Annotated in this window: 15 protein-coding genes and 1 pseudogene; 12 read left to right on the top strand and 4 right to left on the bottom strand. The window is 55.4% G+C overall.

The annotated features are described in order from the left end of the window. Positions 1-90: 90 nt before the first annotated feature. Positions 91-1,350, bottom strand: coding sequence for an SIR2 family protein (locus tag ACAW63_RS05860; RefSeq protein WP_371232334.1), 1,260 nt, complete (start codon positions 1,348-1,350; stop codon positions 91-93). A gap of 273 nt (positions 1,351-1,623) precedes the next feature. On the opposite strand from ACAW63_RS05860, the pseudogene ACAW63_RS05865 reads away from it, so the two are divergent. The 7 genes and pseudogenes from ACAW63_RS05865 to ACAW63_RS05895 all read left to right on the top strand — a co-directional run bounded on the left by ACAW63_RS05865 (position 1,624) and on the right by ACAW63_RS05895 (position 8,113). Then, a pseudogene (locus ACAW63_RS05865) lies at positions 1,624-2,602 on the top strand (transposase). Between the two features lie 320 nt (positions 2,603-2,922). Continuing rightward, on the top strand, positions 2,923-3,390 hold the full coding sequence (locus tag ACAW63_RS05870; RefSeq protein WP_371232336.1) for an antitoxin Xre/MbcA/ParS toxin-binding domain-containing protein: 468 nt from the start codon (positions 2,923-2,925) through the stop codon (positions 3,388-3,390). After that, on the top strand, positions 3,390-3,857 hold the full coding sequence (locus ACAW63_RS05875; RefSeq protein WP_371232337.1) for an RES family NAD+ phosphorylase: 468 nt from the start codon (positions 3,390-3,392) through the stop codon (positions 3,855-3,857). Before ACAW63_RS05870 ends, ACAW63_RS05875 begins: the two co-directional genes overlap by 1 nt. Positions 3,858-4,495: 638 nt before the next feature. Next, complete coding sequence (locus ACAW63_RS05880; RefSeq protein ID WP_371232339.1) at positions 4,496-6,352, top strand: DEAD/DEAH box helicase; 1,857 nt, start codon at positions 4,496-4,498, stop codon at positions 6,350-6,352. Next, positions 6,349-6,777 carry a hypothetical protein gene (locus ACAW63_RS05885; RefSeq protein WP_371232340.1) on the top strand — a complete coding sequence of 143 codons (429 nt, stop codon included), beginning with the start codon at positions 6,349-6,351 and terminating at the stop codon, positions 6,775-6,777. Before ACAW63_RS05880 ends, ACAW63_RS05885 begins: the two co-directional genes overlap by 4 nt. Positions 6,778-7,211: 434 nt before the next feature. Next, the gene (locus ACAW63_RS05890) at positions 7,212-7,694 is read left to right on the top strand and encodes an ImmA/IrrE family metallo-endopeptidase (RefSeq protein WP_371232341.1); all 483 of its coding nucleotides are present in this window, start codon (positions 7,212-7,214) and stop codon (positions 7,692-7,694) included. After that, positions 7,691-8,113 (top strand): hypothetical protein, encoded by a 423-nt coding sequence (locus ACAW63_RS05895; RefSeq protein WP_285887725.1) that lies wholly within the window; start codon positions 7,691-7,693, stop codon positions 8,111-8,113. Before ACAW63_RS05890 ends, ACAW63_RS05895 begins: the two co-directional genes overlap by 4 nt. A 248-nt stretch (positions 8,114-8,361) precedes the next feature. On the opposite strand, the gene ACAW63_RS05900 is transcribed toward ACAW63_RS05895, so the two are convergent. The 3 genes from ACAW63_RS05900 to ACAW63_RS05910 all read right to left on the bottom strand — a co-directional run bounded on the left by ACAW63_RS05900 (position 8,362) and on the right by ACAW63_RS05910 (position 11,533). Next, positions 8,362-8,994, bottom strand: a complete 633-nt coding sequence (locus ACAW63_RS05900; RefSeq protein WP_371232344.1) for a hypothetical protein — start codon at positions 8,992-8,994, stop codon at positions 8,362-8,364. Between the two features lie 475 nt (positions 8,995-9,469). Continuing rightward, positions 9,470-9,607, bottom strand: a complete 138-nt coding sequence (locus tag ACAW63_RS05905; protein WP_371232345.1) for a hypothetical protein — start codon at positions 9,605-9,607, stop codon at positions 9,470-9,472. A 282-nt stretch (positions 9,608-9,889) separates the two neighbouring features. After that, positions 9,890-11,533, bottom strand: coding sequence for a TnsD family Tn7-like transposition protein (locus tag ACAW63_RS05910; RefSeq protein WP_371232346.1), 1,644 nt, complete (start codon positions 11,531-11,533; stop codon positions 9,890-9,892). Positions 11,534-12,172: 639 nt separating this feature from the next. Here ACAW63_RS05910 and ACAW63_RS05915 point away from each other — a divergent pair. The 5 genes from ACAW63_RS05915 (at position 12,173) to ACAW63_RS05935 (ending at position 18,745) form a co-directional block, all read left to right on the top strand. Further along, on the top strand, positions 12,173-13,147 hold the full coding sequence (locus ACAW63_RS05915; protein ID WP_371232347.1) for a hypothetical protein: 975 nt from the start codon (positions 12,173-12,175) through the stop codon (positions 13,145-13,147). Then, the gene (locus ACAW63_RS05920) at positions 13,144-15,147 is read left to right on the top strand and encodes a transposase (RefSeq protein WP_371232349.1); all 2,004 of its coding nucleotides are present in this window, start codon (positions 13,144-13,146) and stop codon (positions 15,145-15,147) included. Before ACAW63_RS05915 ends, ACAW63_RS05920 begins: the two co-directional genes overlap by 4 nt. Continuing rightward, complete coding sequence (locus tag ACAW63_RS05925) at positions 15,147-16,478, top strand: AAA family ATPase (protein WP_371232351.1); 1,332 nt, start codon at positions 15,147-15,149, stop codon at positions 16,476-16,478. The genes ACAW63_RS05920 and ACAW63_RS05925 overlap by 1 nt, the downstream gene beginning before the upstream one ends. A 500-nt stretch (positions 16,479-16,978) precedes the next feature. Beyond that, positions 16,979-17,980, top strand: coding sequence for an NAD-dependent epimerase (locus ACAW63_RS05930; protein WP_371232352.1), 1,002 nt, complete (start codon positions 16,979-16,981; stop codon positions 17,978-17,980). Positions 17,981-18,004: 24 nt separating this feature from the next. Beyond that, complete coding sequence (locus ACAW63_RS05935) at positions 18,005-18,745, top strand: glycosyltransferase family 2 protein (protein ID WP_343576272.1); 741 nt, start codon at positions 18,005-18,007, stop codon at positions 18,743-18,745. Positions 18,746-18,747: the final 2 nt, after the last annotated feature.

Here is an 18,747-nt window from a genome sequence, read left to right on the forward strand (position 1 = left end):
GAGGGAGATTGACATCAACCGACGCTGGGCGAACGACGGAGACCGAACCAACGTATCGCTGGCGGTCAAAGGGCGATACGACGAGGCCGCTCATGCCGCACCAATGTTGCGGAGTCTCGCGACATGACGCTCGAGGTCGGTTTCGGCGGCCAGATCTGGCACAAGCGGGACCATTTGCTCGAAGCCGCAGTTAAGGAGGGTGATTCGTGCATCACCAGCACTTGCGAGGTTGCGAAGTTGGCCAAGGTACTTGTTGGCTGCACATTCTCCGTCGCCCTGCTGCTGGCCATTGTTCCATGGGGCCAGCCCCGGACTCACCACCACAATCTTCAACGATAGGTTGGAGCGGATGGCTGACATGATGGGTTCGGCGAGGTGGTTGTCATTGAATCCAAAGCCAATAACCAGAATCCCCGTGTCAGGCTCACGCACGGCCGACTGAAATGCGCTGATCATTTCCAAGTACGGCTGCTCGAATGCCAGTTCGTACTTCGAGTTGCGCGGATAAATGAGGACTGGCTTGCCCGTCTGCATCCACTTGGTGATTTCGCCCGAGGCCTCCTGACGTTGCCAATCGACCGAACCATGCAGCTTGTAGAGCAGGAATGAGTTGGGAATCGGGTCAAAGGATTCGGTGTCACCTAACCGGCGTACCGTCTCATAAGTGAAGTGAATGGCATCGAAGGTTGGCGGCGCAGTATGGGAAAATCCATCGACTACGACGTATCGCCCTTGCCGGCCGGCCTCTTCGTAACAGCGGTCGTAGTTGGTGGTGAATATCTTCATTCGCGACTTACGCTGCGGTCGGCGTGCTGCTCTGCGAAGGAACTCTGTGTGGATAGGCAGGGGGTGGTTCTGCACGACAAAATTTGTTGCCGCAATGATGTGCGCTTCAGCAAGGGAGACGAACCCTACAACCTCATCCTTCACCGCGCCGGTAAGGAAGGACTCGGCAAGGCGACACCTAGACATTAAGGCCTCAATGTCTGTCATGCTTTGAGGGTGTCCCACAAGCTCCAGGAGCTGGATAAAGGTGGGGCCAGGAGGCGTACGAGCAACTGAGGCAGCGTCCTGCTTGGCCTGAATCTGTTGCCAAAGATCCCGCATAGTCGGCGCTTTACCTCCCCCTTGGGTGGCAGGCTGCACGCACAGAGAAGTTCCCAGCCCAGAAAGGACAACCAAGTTGCTGCAACGTAGTACGTCGGAGAGCGCGCGCTTAGCTTCCGACAAGGCCGGATCGTCAATTTGGGGAGCACCTGGTACAGCCGGAATTGCGGCTGCAGCACCGACTGGCAGTGGAGGCGCCGCCTCTAGCCACTGATGGTTGGTCCTGGAACTGAAAACCTGCATTTGAAACTCCCTCGAAGGTGCAGCGCGGAGCAGTTTCCTTCCTGCTGCTTTCACCCCACTGAGCTGTACCCACCGAAGGGCTAACGCACATGGGGGCACGGCTGTCATTGTGGGCGGTCGACAAGTGTCCGAGATTAGCTCACTAGTCCTGGGCAACGAATGCCTTCTTTGGAGAAGCTAAACTGGCCAGCGGTTGCTCCGCAATGGGGCCAGGCTGTGTGAAAACGTCGTCCTCGCCTAGAGTTGCTGGAGCAACCTCAGCGGGGGCGGCGTATGAAGCGATTCATCGAAGAGGTGAGCCGGACACAAGTCAGCTTGCTTACCGAATGCCTGGATGACTTCGTCGCCGAAGACAACCCGATCCGCGTGGTCGAAGCCTTCGTCGAGCGACTGGATTTGGTGGCCCTGGAGTTCGATGGGGTGACTCCTGCCGTGACTGGGCGACCGTCCTATCACCCTGCTGTGCTGTTGAAGGTCTACATCTACGGCTACCTCAATCGCATTCAATCCAGCCGTCGCCTGGAGCGCGAATGCCAGCGCAACCTCGAACTGATGTGGCTGACTGGGCGACTGGCTCCGGACTTCAAAACCATTGCCGACTTCCGGCGTGACAACGGCAAAGCCATTCGCAATGTCTGCCGGCAGTTCGTCGTGCTGTGTCGCCAACTCGATTTGTTCTCCCAGTCGCTCGTGGCCATTGACGGCAGCAAGTTCAAAGCGGTCAACAACCGTGATCGCAACTTCACCCACGGCAAGCTGCGCGCCCGGATGGAGCAGATTGAAAAAAGCATCGACCGTTATCTGGCCGCGATGGACACCGCCGACCGAACTTAGTCCGATGTCGCCGAAGCCAAGGCCAGCCGCCTCCAGGATAAAATCGAGAAACTCCGCCAGCAGATGCAGGCGCTCAAGGAGATGGAGCAGCAGCTACGCGAAGCACCGGATGGACAAGTCTCGCTCACCGATCCGGATGCACGCTCCATGGCTACCAGCGGCAAAGGCAGCGGCGTAGTCGGCTACAACGTGCAGACGGCGGTCGATAGATCGCGAACCAGAGATGATGAGCGTGCGCCGTCAGACCGTGGAGCACCCGTTTGGCACGCTCAAACATTGGATGGGCGCGACGCACTTCCTGACCAGAACGCTGCCCCGATTCAGCACGGAAATGAGCCTGCATGTGCTGGCCTACAACCTCAAACGACTGATGAGCATCTTCGGCGTCAGCGGTGCGATGGAGGCACTGCGGGCCTGAGGTCTGCCATTTTCCTGCGGCTCTTCACCTCAAACAGCCATCTGCCGTTTCAGGAGACTCACGCATTGGTTAATAGCCAGTGGTCGCTTTAGTCGCGTGCACTTTCGGGGGCTAACCCCAAATTCGGTTCCGGTGTAAGCACTTCGCCGTTTTCACACAGCCTGGACCCAAAGCAGCCCCTCATTAGGCATACCCTGCTTCCTTCTCTTGGAAGTGCGCGCCCACATCCCGTGCGCTTACTCTTGAGAACTGATCTGTTTTGAAAGGTGGTGTAGTATCATCAAATGACGTTCCAAAATTTGTCATTTGAGGTGCCGGACATGAACCCTTCGATTGAGTTGACGGCTGCGCCGGGGAAGCGCGAGCGGGAGGGCTATGAAGCTTTCTACCGTTTGGCGCATAGCCTGAGCGAGAAGTCCGAAGCGGATCGCATAGAGGCCATGGCGGCGGGCTTCAAGACGCAATGGCTGTTTGCAGTGCAGCGTGCCTTCGACATCAACAAGATTGGCTTAGCCAGGCTGTTTGAGGTTTCGCCCTCAACGATCGACCGTACCGTTAAGGGGGGGCGCACGCTTGGTGTCGTGGCGTCAGAGCGTCTGGACAGGTTAGCGGAGGTCTCGGTGCTGGCCGAGTCGGTGTTCGAGGACAAGGGCGTGGCTACGTGCTGGATGACGACACCTAACAGTGCCCTGGGGGGCTCAACACCGTTTCAGCGTTGCCTGACCGAGCTCGGCGCCCGCCAGGTTCGGCGAATTCTTCATGCCATCGAATGGGGCGGTGTGGCCTGATGCGGGCTTGGCGGATCTGCAAGACATCGCGGGCAAATGACCTATCTGGCATAGGAGCGGGAATCGAAGGCGGGCGTTGGAACGAGCAACAGGTGGATGCGGTTTACATGGGATTGTCCCCGGCTATCTGCGTCCTGGAGACCTTTGTTCATCAGAACGGGCTGCCCTTGATTCCGATGGCGATTACGGAATGGGCTCTGCCAGATGATGAGGATCTGTATTGGAAGCCTAATCAGGCAGAGCTACCTGTAGGGTGGAATGCGCTTCCAGCTGATACGCCCAGTATGTCCTTTGGTACCCAATGGTTGCGCCAAGGGGGCCAGCTGGGTCTGATCGTGCCTTCGGCGGTGATGCCGCTTGAGCGGAACATTGTGCTTAACCCGAGGCATCCGGCGATCAAACAGGTGGTTGTCACCAGGCAGGACACATTCGTGTATGACGCCAGGATGTTTACGCTGAAGAAGTGATGGGTTGGCTAACGCCTGCCGCGGGCCGCTAGCGAACGCACAGCCGTACGGGCCCTGCCAGGCACGACTGACGGAAACCGGCGGGAGACTTGCCTAATACTGCTTTTCCTTAGCTCAAACCCCTAGTTTAGCTGTACAGCTAAACTAGGGGTTTGAGCTAAGGAAACGGTTGTGCCGGGCAGGAATGCCTTCTTCACGTCCGTCACTGGTCGGGCTTTATTCGAATGGACTGTCCGATGACGATCAATGCAAGACACCCGTAATTACCGCCCAAATCCTGAAGGAGACAAGCTGCTGATCTGGGAGCTACACCATCCGGTGCTACGCCATAGCGGGCCGCGCGATCGCGCTGACCGGGCAATGACTTCTCCAGGTAGGAATGCAATCGAACATCGCGAAGTCTCACTAGCGCTGTCGGATGGGTGGTTGGCGATATCAATCGGCTATTATGATAAAAGATGACATCCGTCAGAGGCGTCATCGTGTATTTGCCCGTACGCTCTGACGTCTCCTCTAAGCAGAAATATGGATATTTCTATGCTCAGAACGCCGCAAGGAAGCAGGTTCTACGAATGCCTCCCTTCCGTCACGCACAAGCGTGAGCGCGCGGTTCTTCCGAGTTTCTTGCAGAGACTTTCATGAATTATTTTACTGATACAGCCGTCAACATCCTCGGTAACAGCAAGCTGCGCTCACCTCAAATCGAGGCGTACATAAAGGCGCAGGAACACTTCGCGAACAGTCCCGCGGAAGATGCTCTCATCGTGCTACCGACAGGGACGGGCAAGAGTGGGCTGATCTCGATCGTTCCGTTTGGCCTGGCTAAAGGGCGAGTACTCATCATCACGCCTGGCCTCGTCACCAAGCAGAGCATCCGCAAAACTCAGGACGCGCTAGAGGATAATTTCTGGATCAACTTCGACGTGATCTTCAGCGGAGATGACCTGCCAGTTCTCTGCGAGTATCAGTCGCAGACGCTACAGAGCAGCCTTGAAAGCAGCCATATCGTCTACTCGAATATCCATCAGATTCACAGCGAACGCAGTTCTGCACTTACCAAGCGCGTTCCCGCCGATTTCTTTGACCTGATCATCGTCGATGAAGCGCACCACGCTCCGGCCTCCAGCTGGAGACAAACGCTCGCGCATTTCTCGAAGGCGAAGAAGATCTTCGTTACGGGCACTCCTTTCCGAGGTGATAATCAAGAGCTCCCAGGGACGCTCATCCACGAGACGCCGCTTTCCGAGGTAATGCGGGACCGGTACGTGAAGTGGCTGCGCAAGGAAACGGTCAATGCTCACAGCCTCTTCTTCACTCTGGCTGACTATCCCGACCGGCAGTTCTCCAAGGACGAGGTGCTGAAGCTCAAGGATCGCGAGTGGATCGAGAGGAGTGTTGCCCTCTCTGAAGAGTGCTCAATGGATGTGATCCAGCAGAGCCTGCAGAACCTTCGTGACTTGAAGAAAGCGTCACCCAACGTCCCTCACAAGATTCTGGCTGTGGGTTGTAGCATCGCGCATGCCGAGGATCTGTTCAGGTGGTACCAGGGGCAGGGGTTGAGAGCCGCAATCCTGCATAGTGATATGGACGCCTCTGATGTGGATGCGGCCTTCCGTGTTGTGGAGAACCACGAGTGCGATGTAGTCATCTCCGTAAACATGCTTATGGAGGGCTACGATCACAGGTACCTCACGGTTCTGGCGCTGTTCCGCCCATACCGGAGCATCAACGCATTTGCCCAAATCGTTGGGCGAGTTCTTCGCGCAATCCCCGCCGAGGAAATCACCGCCTTCGAGATCGATAACAACGCGGTAGTCATCTATCACCAAGAGACCGGCCTGGACTCAATGTGGAGTGAGTTCCAGAAGGAGGTCGATCGCGCGAAGCACCAGCGCACTCGCGAGTACATCATTACTGATGACGAGTACGTCAGGCGGGACCAATCGCTGGCCGGGGTTACGTCATCCAGCGCATTCGTCAGCGACCAGGATTCTTATCTGGAGGATCTCGATTTCAACAAGATCTTCTCGGAGAAGCGCGCAGAGATCGATCTGAAGGCCAGCCAAACCATCCAGGCTTTGCCGAACATCGAAGGGTACGATGCTGAAACGCTGGCTAGATTGAAAAGCGTGCTTGTGGAGGCAGAGACCAAGCGCGCGGCTGAGATTATCGACCCGAACCTGGTGGCCAAGCGTCCTGAAATCGCTCGGAAGAGGCTTCGGGAGATCCTGACGAAGAAGGCTCAGGATGAGGTGGCTACGCTGTTAAGCGACCTGGGCATTTCTGAAAAATCGTCGACGCTTTATCGGAAATTCGCGCCGCTTTTGCCGATGATTCAGCCCAATACACCGAACGACGGTATACTGGTTAGCTTTATCAACACGAAGCTCGCGAAGAAGTTTGGTAAGGTCGCAGACCGGGATAGCGGCTCCCTTACCAAGTCAATCGAGCATGTCGCAGTGATCATCGTAGAGCTGAGGGGGATGCTGAGATGAGCCTCGAAACGATTCAAACGCTCGTTGACGAGCTAACCACCCTCCATATCACGCGTGGGGTTCAGCCAGGCGATCTGGCCGATAACATCTTCGAAGACTCCTACGTGACGTCTAGCTCGCGTAAGACGCCGACTGGCGCTCAATTCGAGATGACCTTCCAAGAAGTCGATGAAGACGACCAGGTCAGCCAGGTGACGATGCGGTATACCTACGATCAGGCTCGCTATCTGCTGCTGGTGGAGCAAAAGGTCTCGGGCAAAAGGTTCGTGGTGCAGTGGGATCGCGCTGCCTGCATCAAGGGAAAGGTCGACCAGCTCGAAGGGCTACTCAGCGCTGAGCTGCCTAAAGAGCGAGTGAGTTCTATCCTCGCTACCATCCCCTCTGACTTCCTGAAGCTTTTCCCCAAGCTCCAACTGGTCGCCTAGAACAACCCACTATCTCCTCTCTTCGCAGCCGGGCCCAACCTAACTTGGTGACCTGTGTGTATCGAAGGAATGACCGGCGTGAAGCGACTATAGGTACAACCGGTTGAGCCCACAGTTGCTCGTGGGCTCTATTGGAAGGCTAAAGCCGTCAGGGGCCGTCCTGCCACTGACCGAAGTGCCGCAATGGGGCAGCAGCTGGTTCAGCTCAGGCATCTCTTGGCTGGTCCCTGGGGCTTTGATCTGTAGATGTGGAAGGCCGAGGGCGAAGGCTTGTGCGTCTTCGCTAAAGCACTGTATTTAAATACAGTATGTGATATGGTTCTCGATAGAACGAAATGTCCTGCAGCTGTCAACTTAAATTTGACCAAGAGCATTGACTTGTAGAGAATCGCCCCTCATTTTTTATAAACCACCCACTGATACGAGGAGGCCGCATGGAGTACCGCACTGCAAACGACGTCCTTCAGGCGCATTGGGATGGTCGGCTCCCCGTGAATCCTCGAGCGATTGCTGAGGCAATGGGCATCGAGGTCAGGCCTCTCACTCCGTTTGACCCAGAGACGTGGCGGCCCAATGAAAGCGGTCATTATTCCTATCGAGATGGTAGGCCTCTGATCACTTTCAACTTCACCGATGCTCCTGTGCGTCAGCGTTTCACAATTGCCCACGAGATAGGCCACCACGTGCACGGCGATCTCGATGCACCGCGAGATACGTATGAGCAGTTCAGCGCAAAAGCCCGTGACCCCAAAGAGGTTGCCGCCAACAGGTTTGCTGCCGCGCTGCTCATGCCTGCGGCGCTGGTGAAGCATATGGTGCTGGAGCAGAGAGTTACGGACCTGTCTCGTCTGGCGAAGGCCTTCGGTGTCTCGACAGCTGCCATGGAATTCAGGTTGAAGGCGATTGGGCTTCTATGAGCGAGGCGAGCGACGATCTGTCTTTGGGAGAGGCGGATAACCCTGGTTTGATAAGCGACTATCTGAGAAAGGAAGCTTGGCGGTTCCGGTGGGAAAAGCGTCTGACCAACGTTACGGTTGGGTTGGTGGTCGTTTTCTACCTGGCGCTGCTGGGCTTCGTTTTTTTCGGGAATATTCGAGTTTCAGCAGGACTCTGGTACTTCTTCGCCGCTGTGAGGCCTCACACCACAGGTGACATCCCTATCATCGTATCGCTCTCGAGCGTCCCGACTCTGCTGCTCATTGCGCTGCTCAGATACTTCCACCATCGGCCAAAATCTGAGCAGGATGATCCACAGGCGCCGCTTCCGATAAGCGTTGAAGCGGCCAAAGAGATCATCAAGGCAACAACAGACGCAATGAAGGGGCCTGCTAACTAACCCACCTGAAGGTGATGGCCTCCAAATAAAGAAAGGCCCGCTTTGAGTGCGGGCCTTTCCCATTGCTACACTACAGAAGCTGAGTTTGGTTAGCGTCCTTTCTCAGCAGTGTGATGCTTGCCACGGCCCCAGCTAGGTCTCGTCTCGCACAGATCAGCCTAGTTTGGGGCCTTCCTTTCATGGGCACCTGGTGGGCAAGCTTGCACCGGATGCCCGCAGGCCCTTCTTTTGATCATGATGACCTCCCTTTAGGCCTCCGCCTTACCTGTAGTGCTTGTCGATGCCGACGCTTTGGGAGTGGCGGCTATAGCAGCTGCAGCAGCGGCCTCTGCAGCTCGTTGGGCTTCGCAAGTCTGCCTGAACGCCTCAATCTCACCGTATGCGCCGACCTCGATCAAACGGTCGATGAAGCGTGCATAAACAACGTCTTGGACTTTCCCGGTCGACCTCATCCATTCAACTGCAGCGTTCGGGTTAAGCAGCAGTACGTAGTGGAAATCACCGGATGGCCCTGACTTAGTCGCAATAAAATTCAGCTCACGGAGCTTTTTCATCCTCCTACGCCAAGTGTCGACAGCTCGCTCACCTAGAAAACCCGCCTCCGCGGCAAACGTCGCGGGATGTTCAACAGTGACGAAAGCATGGTCGGGAGAACGAGCCCAAAGGCAGAAGAGAGTGTGTCCTGCTGGCTGCCCTTTGGATTGCATATCGATAGCCTGCATCGCAATTGGCATCGTTCGAGGGATGGTGCTGTAACCATCGTTGGTCTTCCGATGCCAGAGCCATATAGGTGCGACGTTGGGAAAATGAATGCTCATCAACTGCTGAGCACGCTCGGCCATTTTCATGCGCTTTGCCGAGGACTGCTTTCCATTCGCCATGTTCATTTCCTGGTTCACTTGCTGTTGGGGCCAGTCTCCGCCTGTGGGGCCAGGCCGACAACCCGTGGATACACGCGCTGATAAGGCAGATCTAAGCAGATCGAAAGACCTATATATTGATTTGGGTTTCTATGATTCAGCCTAGTTCATAGTTATCAATTTGCATGATTCCGCGCAGATTTTATTTTTTTTATGTTTAAAAACAATTGGTTAAAAGTTAACCGTGTGCTCGTGGTTCTCCGTGTGCTCGGCGTGCTGATGTGCTCGTCGTGCTCGTGGGATTCTTAAGGGGACGAGGGTGCTGTCTTGGGGCACAAAATCTGGTCTGCGGAAATTGCTGAGGCAGCTGCCCATGAAGGGCGCCGAGGGAGGCTGCACAGCTAAACACGAAGTGCCTTCGACTCGACGAAGGCACTTCGTGGCCTCCAATGCATTCGTACGCCGCGACTCACGACGCTGCTGTGCGGATTCGGTATCAGTCGAATAGAGACTGCATCCCCTGCCACGCAATGGCTCCGAGCAGCAAGATCAGCCAAGTCTTGTTCTTCTTAAGGTAAGGCCAGAGGTAGATGGCCAACACGGTGGTGATTGCGATGATGTTGGGTGTGCTCATGGAGACTCCGTACATTGTGGATTGAGTCTCCTATCCTCATGAGCTGAAAGCTCTGTGGGTGCTCAATTCGTACCGTTTTGGGGGGCAAATAGCCGGGAGCGAAAAACGCCCACGGTGGCGAGCCCTGAGGTTACGGGCAAGATGGGTGCACGCTGGCCGGCTAATACAGAGCTCTTCCCAACGAATGATTTGTCCTATGCGATCGTGCGCCGCATGGCTTGGAAGCGCTCTCTGTCGGGGGTAGGTAAAGTCGAAGGGTTCTCGGATCAACGGAGGCGCCGCTCACTCTAGGTGAGTAGCTCGCCTTCGACGCGAATGCCTTTGTGCGGATTCCAGGGCAGGTGGTTTCCACAGGGTCGCTAGAAGAGCTCGGGTTTTGGGGTATCGGTTTCGCTTCTCTAAACAGGCCGAGAGACGGGGGATCTGCATGAAGAGCTGCTCGCGTGATGGAGCCGCGCAGGGTTCGTCCTTCTGCATCCGCGCGATCTCACCTTGAACGGCCGACGCAAGTTCGAGGTCCCGAGCATTCCAGTCTATGTTCGAGTTATTGCCGCAGCGTCCTGTCGGCAACGAGGCTGTGTGCTGAAGCAGCCAAGATCTGTCGTTTCTATAGAGCCAGGCGTAGACAGCCGATGCGTGCGAGCGAAGGGCCTTGGCACCAAGGCTAGGATGAAGCTCCTGCATCGATAACCACTCCCTTCGATGCTCTACCTGGCTTCTCGTGAAGCTGGCTTTAAGCCATGCAGCTTTGGCCTCTGGTGCACTGCGAAGAAGCTTGTTCACCGTCGATATGGTCACTCCAAAGCTCGAACAGATCTCGGCCTTGAGCGCGCCTTCGGTGAGCTGCCTTAACGCTTCAGACCTCATGCCTCCTTTGAGTACTTTGGGACGTGGTGCGCCTCGCGGTGTGTTTGGTGGCAGAGCCGCAGTTTCGTGGTGGTGGGCGAGCTGAGATGTCTGAGGTTCGTTAGCGGGCCTCAGATGATCGGCCTCGACCGCTAGGTAGGCTGCTGAGAAGTGCTGTAGGTCTCCAAACAACCAGCTGATCAACGCCAGATGCTTCAGGGGATGGGAGTGACCTCGGGGAGTCGTCGTCAGTTGCTGCAGCATCGACCGTAATGCCGCCCGGTCCCTTGGAAGAGCATCCAGGGGGTGGAATGGCGCCAAGAGATCAAAGTGTCCAAGCAGGGCCGTCTCAAGGTCCGTAACCGTTTCGCCCAGCTCATGCCGGCGCTGTAATTCCTGGCGGTACGTCTCAGCGACCAGCTCAGGTTGAAAGGTCAGACCGAAGCCTGCTCTGGCTAGATCAACAGCAGACTTTGAAATGCTAGTAAGTGCATTCTGTACAAGCAATGAATAACCTTTCTGAGTGTTGTGATTGCACTCGTCATTAGGAAGTGCCCACGAATGGGGGGAGTTCCACTTGCGTTTCTGACTGAAGGTCGTGAGTTCCATTTTATGGGGAAGGCAGAGAAGTGAACCCGGATATTGATGGCTGAGATGCCAATAGGCGACGCCATGCCTTTCATTATCTTCTTTCGCACAAGCGGAGCAGAATTTGAGGGGGTGTTCTGCTCCGTATTTACTTACAATCAAGCCGAGGCGGTATTTGATTGATCCAAGCAGTTGGCCCTTCATTGAGTTGATGGCTCCGTCCAAGTTGGCTTCAGATTGAAATGGAGCGAAGAAGGGTAAAATAGTGCGCTCCTTTATTATTCTTTCGGAGACGCCAATCTCTGGAATATTGAGCGTGTCAAACACGGAAAGATTGCAAGGGAAGTCATGTCTAGGAGCGCGCCATCCAGTGCCAATCGCTGTGGCTAGAGGGGTCTCAGCGAATTGATATCCGAAGAATCGCCGGTGTCTGACGCACCAGCTATAGAATGATTCGTCATCAAGCCATCTTAAGATTAATGACCTTGCCATGATTTTCTTACAAGAAAGGTGCTTGGGTTTGTCCAGAAAACGCTGGAATTAGTTTAATGCAGTTCCAAGATGGTAGTGGGAGTGTGTTGTGAATTTTTGGTTATATGGATATATAGCAAGGCTATTTCGATGGCGGGGATGGCATAAGATGGATCTTATTATTTTTAAGAAGATTAAGGATCAAGAAATTATGCCAAAAAGCAACTTAAATATAAGTCGGAAATGGTCTGGAAGTTGTCAGGAAGTGTCATCTGGCGGTACGATGAAGAGCTAACTGGCGTTTCCTTTATCGGTACGCTGGCCTCAATGGCAGGAATGGCCGGCCACGGAGGAGTTTATGGCCTGGTGCTGCACGCCCCCGGAAGGGCTGCGATCGGGCTGATTTTGCGAAATGGAGACTGCATATGACGGCTACCTAAAAATATCAGGAGCCAGATAGACAAAGACCCAATTGCGAGTTGGGCCTTTGTAGGGGTGTCAGAATAAGAAGGCTGACGACCCCATTCTCTATCTCAACGTGCGGAGCGTCAAGCCCTGCACTGGTTCCGTTCGTCCCAAATAAATCGTGCCCAAGCGAGGCTTAGGCGCGCCGATTTCGTGCCGGCCTCTGCCAGGCCGGCACGGGCGAGCCATTAGAGAATGGACAACAAGATGGCAACTCAACAGAAAGTAAAAACGATCTACGAGAGACAGTTCGGGTTCCAATGGGGAATGACTTACTGCCCTTCTATTATGGCTGTGCGAAACGAAGCTCCCCGCGGTTCTCGCTGCAGTCAGTTGAATAGTAGAAAGCTCGGTCGGTCGATTCACCTTATCTCAACGCATGAGCGGACTTTTGCTCAACTTGCTCTCTATCATCCGCGATTGTTCGATCTTCACGAGCAAAAGATGCTATCTCCCGCCGCCATGTTGCATCCTTTACATGGCCATCCGAGCGCGATAGGGATGAGCCTTGGATCAACTTCCGGAACTGTAAGCATTGCGGATAGGATCGGTCTTAAACATCACAAGGTGACAGTGGAATGTGCTGATGGCCAGCGTGAGTCCACGCCATTTCCCTATTTGGGAGATCTTCTTCTCTATCTAAAAGATGAGTCGGGAATTCCTTACGCCATAAATTGGTCGGTTAAGGGGAGTCGTGCTGACTTTGCTGAGAACGAGAGGAAGTCCGTGAAACCTCTTGTTCAGCAGCGGCGTGATAAGGAAAAGGCCCGCCTGAGGCACTTGCTGGAAGAAGAGTACTATCGGGAGATGGGCATAAAAACCATTAGGGTATCTTCCGAGGATATTGATCAAACTGTGGCTGCAAACCTTAGTTTGCTATATGGCTGCCACGACGACGATTTTGACTTGGATGAAAGCCTCCTTGATGATTATTCCTGCGACGTTGAGTTGGCGATTGATGATGGAGTCCCTGTTTCAAATGTGGCTTTAAGTTATGGTCGGAAATGGGGGCGTCGAGATCAATTTATACGAAAGTTCTACAAGGATGTCTGGGCACGGCGACTATCTGTCGATTTGTTTAGCCCAGTTCTGATTGATCATCCGCTCCAACGCGCTGAACGTGACATATTGGATGTATACGCGGAACTCTACAAAGGAGACGAGAAATGATGACGGGATCGATCATCGTCGCTCCGGAGGGATACCGTGGATTCTCAAAGAATCAGGAGTATCGTTTTCTGCGTAATGACGGTGCACGAAATCGAGTGCTCCTTGTTTTGTTCGGCGAGGGTAAGGAAGGCATGCGAGCCAACCTCGTAACACTCACCCGAGTAGAGTTTGAGAGTGCGCTTGAGCAAGGTTTTCTGGTGGAAATTGATGACGAATATGCAGGCCCGCCATGGCTACAACCGATCTGGGGCAAGTCGCTGTCGCAGATAGAGGAGGGGCGTAAGAGTCGGAAGGTGAGCTATCAGGAAATCGTTGACGATCGGTACATGGCAATCAAAGAGCTTGATGACCGCCTTGAGGAGATTCTTGCGTCTGATAATCCTAACTCAATAATTGTCGCGCACGCCAAGGCTCACGCGCAGAATTCGACACGCCTTAAATTTTGGTTCTATTCCTATATTTGTTTCGGTCGACAGGTCAGAGCGCTTCTCCCTGTCTATCACAGGATAGGGCATTGGGACCGTGAGGCAAAAGCTAGGACGGCTAAGAAATATGGCCGGCCGTCACGAGTAAATGGACGGAATGCTGGTTTTAACGTTACTAGCGATATGAAGGAGAGGATCTTAGCGGGTTTCAAAAAGCACAAAGGTGAAGACAAGACCCTGAACCAAATTTGGCGAGCTACTTTGGTAAGCCACTTCAAGTGTAAGTCTTTAGGGAAAGACAAAGGTTTCGTAAGTCCTACCGGTGAGTCATTCCCTTCGGAAAATCAATTCAGGGACGTCCTCTTTAAGTTTTCCGATCGCGAAGAGCTGAACCGCGATCTAAAGGGAAAAAATTTGGCGCGAAGCAAGTCAGGGTCGAAAGGTAGTTTTTCCGCCAAACTGTTGAACGTAAACCAGCGAGTGGAGTTGGATGGATATAATCCGGGGATGAAGGTTTCCGGCTTAGAGGAAAATAGCGCACAAAAAGCGTTTTGTTGGGTTCGCGCTGTATGCGGAGTTTCTGGCGCTATTCTTGGCATAGGCTTTGCCAAAGCAAATGAAACCCTGGAAGCCTATAAGATGTGTTTATTTTCTATGGCTGTCCGAAAGGTGAGGTTCTGCAGTTTGTTTGGTATTTCGATTGAGGATTATGAGTGGCCATGCTATGGCCTTCCTTCAGACATTGTAGTTGATCGCGGCCCAGGGGCTACCTTGCCTAGCTTCGCTCAAATCAAGTGGCTTAAGGCTCTTGAGATTCCTCCTTCTTATTCGGGCCAGTCTAAGGCCACAGTTGAGTCATCTCACCCTAGGTCGAAAGAAAGTCAGGGTCAGCCTAAGCACTTTCAAGCTGATTTTAATTTTGTTGACATGGCTAAGCATGCGATTTTTCAAGTGTTGAAGGATAATTTGCTTTCGGATGCGTCTGCCAGGATGGAAGGTGAGCTAATCGAAGCTCGAGTCGAGCCTAACCCGGCTGCGGTCTGGGCCTACTACAGCAAGCGGGGCCGTGATAGCGGCCGTGAGATGCCCTTCGATGAGGCTGCCAGGGAGTTCCTTTCGCCGCAGCCGGCCACTATTGGCAGAGACGCAGTATATTTTCTACACAGGAAGTATATCTCGAAGACCTTAGTCGAGTCGGGGGCGTTTGATCGCGCCGCGAGGCGGGGAAAGATCCCTGTAAAGGCATACGTACTCAACGCCTGTCTTCGGCATATTTGGATCGAGTATGAAGGAGAATTACTCGAACTGGATGTAGTTGTGCCCGCACGTGCCGCTCCTGGCAGTCAGGACATTTCGCTCTACGAGCTTATTGAGCTCAATGACACCCTGCTAGACCTGAAGGCTATAGCCAGAGAGCAAAAGCCCGCCAAAGAGCAGGAGCTAGAAGACCGCTTTGAAGTTAGCTCGGGTCACAGGTGGATGGCTGGACGATGGAAGTGGGGCCCAGTTAAGAGGAACGCCGCGAGCCGCGCGGATGAATCGGCCTACCGCTCAACTCATCAAGGGGGCGAGTGATGAGAATCCTAACCTCCCGCTTTGATGGATTATGCCGCGATGATTATATAAAAGAGACTGTGGAAGTAATCCCACCTGCGCTGGGTGGTCTGGCGAGTCTGGAGGTGGGGGTTGCGGCTGAAGTTCTAACTGCCTCGCTCAAAGAAATATTTCTCCCTAACAAGTTTGTAGTCGAGTTCATAAAAGAGATGGTTGGTCGCTCAGCTTTGTACTGCTCTGATGTGTACAGCTCGGAGGCGGCTTACCTGAGAGGGGTTTATTCCCCACGTGACACTGAAGTTTTTCCTATTTGTTTGACTGGTTTGGCTGGGGTCGGAAAGTCACAACTCATCGCCGCTCTCCGGAAGGTTCTTCCTGGGCCTGTTGAGTTAGAGACAGATCACGTCAGTGGAAAGCTACAGGCAGTGTCCCATTGGTACGCCAGCGGACGGGAGAAGGCTGGAGGGCGGCAGTTGCTGCTCGATTTCTTGGGTGAGGAGTTTAAAACGTCAGTCCCGAAAGTGAACTCAGCAAAGCTTTTGCAGGAGAGTCGGCGGCGTGCTTGGCAAGAGGCAGTCGCATTAGCGATCTTGGACGAAACTCAGCATATTAATACTGGTAGCGGTGCAGCCAGAGTCGTAGAGATCATACTCACATTGTCCGGCATCGGTCCGTCTGTCCTGTTTGTATCCAACTATAGTCTTCTTCATAAACTCCTTGCGAGGAATAGTGAGGATAAGCAACGCCTATTGTCTGAGCCCAAAATTATGGTTCCGGATATCCCTGGCAGCCAGGAATGGTATGACTACTTGCATGAGTGCGTATCGGTTGGTGGGGAAAATTTCTCTGTGACAGCAGATGAGATTGTCGATGAGGTATTTAAATCAACTCATGGTATCAAAAGACTTGTTGTTCAACTTTTCAAAGCTGCTTATTTCGAGGCGCGGCGGTCCGGAAGGGTAAGTATTACGTTCGCAGATATCGTGAACGGATATCGCTCAGTCGAATACGCTTCGAATCGGCTGGATGTTGAGGAGTTGCAGAGTATTTCCGTGCAAGGCAAAAGCTCTAGGAGGAGGCTAGACCTCGTCTGTCCATTTGAACTCCCATCTGAATATAGTGCAAACGTGGCGAGTTATATACGTAGAGAGCGTGATATCGCAGCGAACCGCATCGCGGTAATGTCTGCTCTGACTCCAGCAGAGAGGTCTGCAGCCGAGGGAATGGCCCCGGATCCAGTCAAGCCCAAGACGAAGAGGCGCCCTGCACCCAAGAAAGCTACCAATGAGCAGCTTGTTGAGGCTTTCTACAAATTCGGGCAAGCGTGGTCCTCGAGCGCCCGCAAAGCGTAGCTTCGACGCCCTAGAGGCCGCGGTTTCACTGTGGGGACGGACTTTATTCGAAAAAATGCGCCCCGCGGTGCTTGAGGGGGAGAAAGTGACGGACTTTGGATTGGAAAGCGCTTCTCTGGAGGCCCCGGATCATGGGAGGATCTAAGACGGACTTTATTCTTTGAGATCATCTCCGAGGGCCGGCGCATTGCGCCGGCCTTCGGTCCTTCCTTCCCCCGCCTCTGGTCGATAGGCGTTTTCGCCGCAAAGGCGTCACAATTTCCCTACAAAACCTTCACGAATTCTTCGCGCTCCTGCCAAGACGATAAGTCAGCCTTTGCGCAGCGTCCGTAACGGGCGAACTGCGTAGCCGAGGCCATTTGCGGCTCCGGACTTACAAGACCAGGAACCGGCCATGGCCGGTCACCAACAACACACTGGCTCGGGCGACCCATGACGATCGAAGCGTTCGTGCTGACACGGGATGTTTCCGCCCTCGCTTCCCGCTGGGGTCGACATCCATGAAGTTCCTGGTCACCGGCGCTGCCGGTTTCATCGGCTTCCACACTGCGCAGCGGCTGTGCCGCGACGGCCACGACGTGGTCGGCATCGACAATCTCAACGACTACTACAGCGTCGAGCTCAAAGAGGCCCGCCTGGCCTTGCTGCGCCAGGAGCGCAACTTCCGCTTCGAGCGCCTGGACATCGCCGATGCGCCGGCCCTGGCCGCGCTGTTCCAGCGGGAGCGCTTCGAGCGGGTGATCCACCTGGCCGCCCAGGCCGGGGTGCGCTATTCGCTGGAAAACCCGCAGGCCTACGCCGACGCCAACCTGACCGGCTTCGTCAACCTGCTCGAAGGCTGCCGCCATTCGCAGGTCGGCCACCTGGTGTATGCCTCCAGCAGCTCGGTGTATGGCATGAACAGCAGCATGCCGTTCAGCACCGACGCGGCGGTGGACCAGCCCGTGTCGCTGTACGCCGCGACCAAGCGCGCCAACGAGCTGATGGCGCACACCTACGCGCACCTTTACCGGCTGCCCCTCACCGGCCTGCGCTTCTTCACCGTGTACGGCCCCTGGGGGCGTCCGGACATGGCGCTGTTCAAGTTCACCCGGGCGATCCTCGAAGGCAGCCCCATCGATATCTACAACAACGGCGAGATGTCCCGCGACTTCACCTACATCGACGATGTGGTGGAGGGCGTAGTGCGTATCCAGGACTGCCCGCCCCAGCCGGGCGAGCACGGCGAGGCGCCGGTGGCGCTCTACAACATCGGCCGTGGCGAGCCGGTGCGCCTGCTCGACATGGTGGAGTGCGTGGAGCACGCGCTGGGCCGCCGGGCCGTTCGCAACTACCTGCCGCTGCAGCCCGGTGACGTGCTGCAGACCTGGGCCGACGTCGAGGCGCTGGCTCAGCGCACCGGCTTCCGCCCGGCGACTTCGCTGCAGAGCGGGGTCGAGCGATTCGTTCATTGGTACCGCGAGTTCTACGCGGTTGAAGAGCCCTGCGCCGGTGCGGCGTGAAGGCCACGGAGTAAGAGTCCAAGCATGTCCAACAGCCCTTACGTGTCGGTGCTGATTCCGGCGAAGAATGAAGCCGAGAACCTTCCCGGGCTCCTCGAGGAAGTCCGTCAGGCCCTGGCCGGTGAGACCTTTGAAGTCATAGTGGTCGACGACGGCAGTACCGACGCGACCCGTGCCGTGCTGCAGAGCCTGCAGCGGAGTGGTTACGCCGAGCTGAGGGTGCTGACCCACGAGCGTTCGCTGGGCCAGAGCACGTCCATCTACCACGCCGCCGAGGCCGCCCGTGGCCGTTGGCTGGCGACCCTGGATGGCGACGGGCAGAACGACCCGGCGGATATCCCCGGGATGCTCGCCATGGTCCGCGCCGCCGACTGCCCGGCGGACCTCAAGCTGATCGCCGGACACCGCGTGAAGCGCCAGGACAGCGCCAGCAAGCGCTGGGCCTCGCGCTTCGCCAACCGCCTGCGCGGCCGTCTGCTCAACGACCACACGCCCGACACCGGCTGCGGGCTCAAGCTGATCGAGCGCGAGGCCTTCCTGCGCCTGCCGTACTTCGATCACATGCACCGCTTCATTCCGGCGCTGATCCAGCGCCACCAGGGCGCCATGCGCGTGCACCCGGTGAATCACCGGCCGCGCAATGCCGGGGTGTCCAAGTACGGCAACCTGGACCGCGCGCTGGTGGGCATCCTGGATCTGTTCGGCGTCTGGTGGCTGATCCGGCGCACCCGCCTGGATGCCGTTCCCCGCGAACTGGGACGCTGATC

This window comes from Pseudomonas sp. QE6, from assembly GCF_041379005.1.
In the GTDB taxonomy this organism is placed as follows: Bacteria; Pseudomonadota; Gammaproteobacteria; order Pseudomonadales; family Pseudomonadaceae; genus Pseudomonas.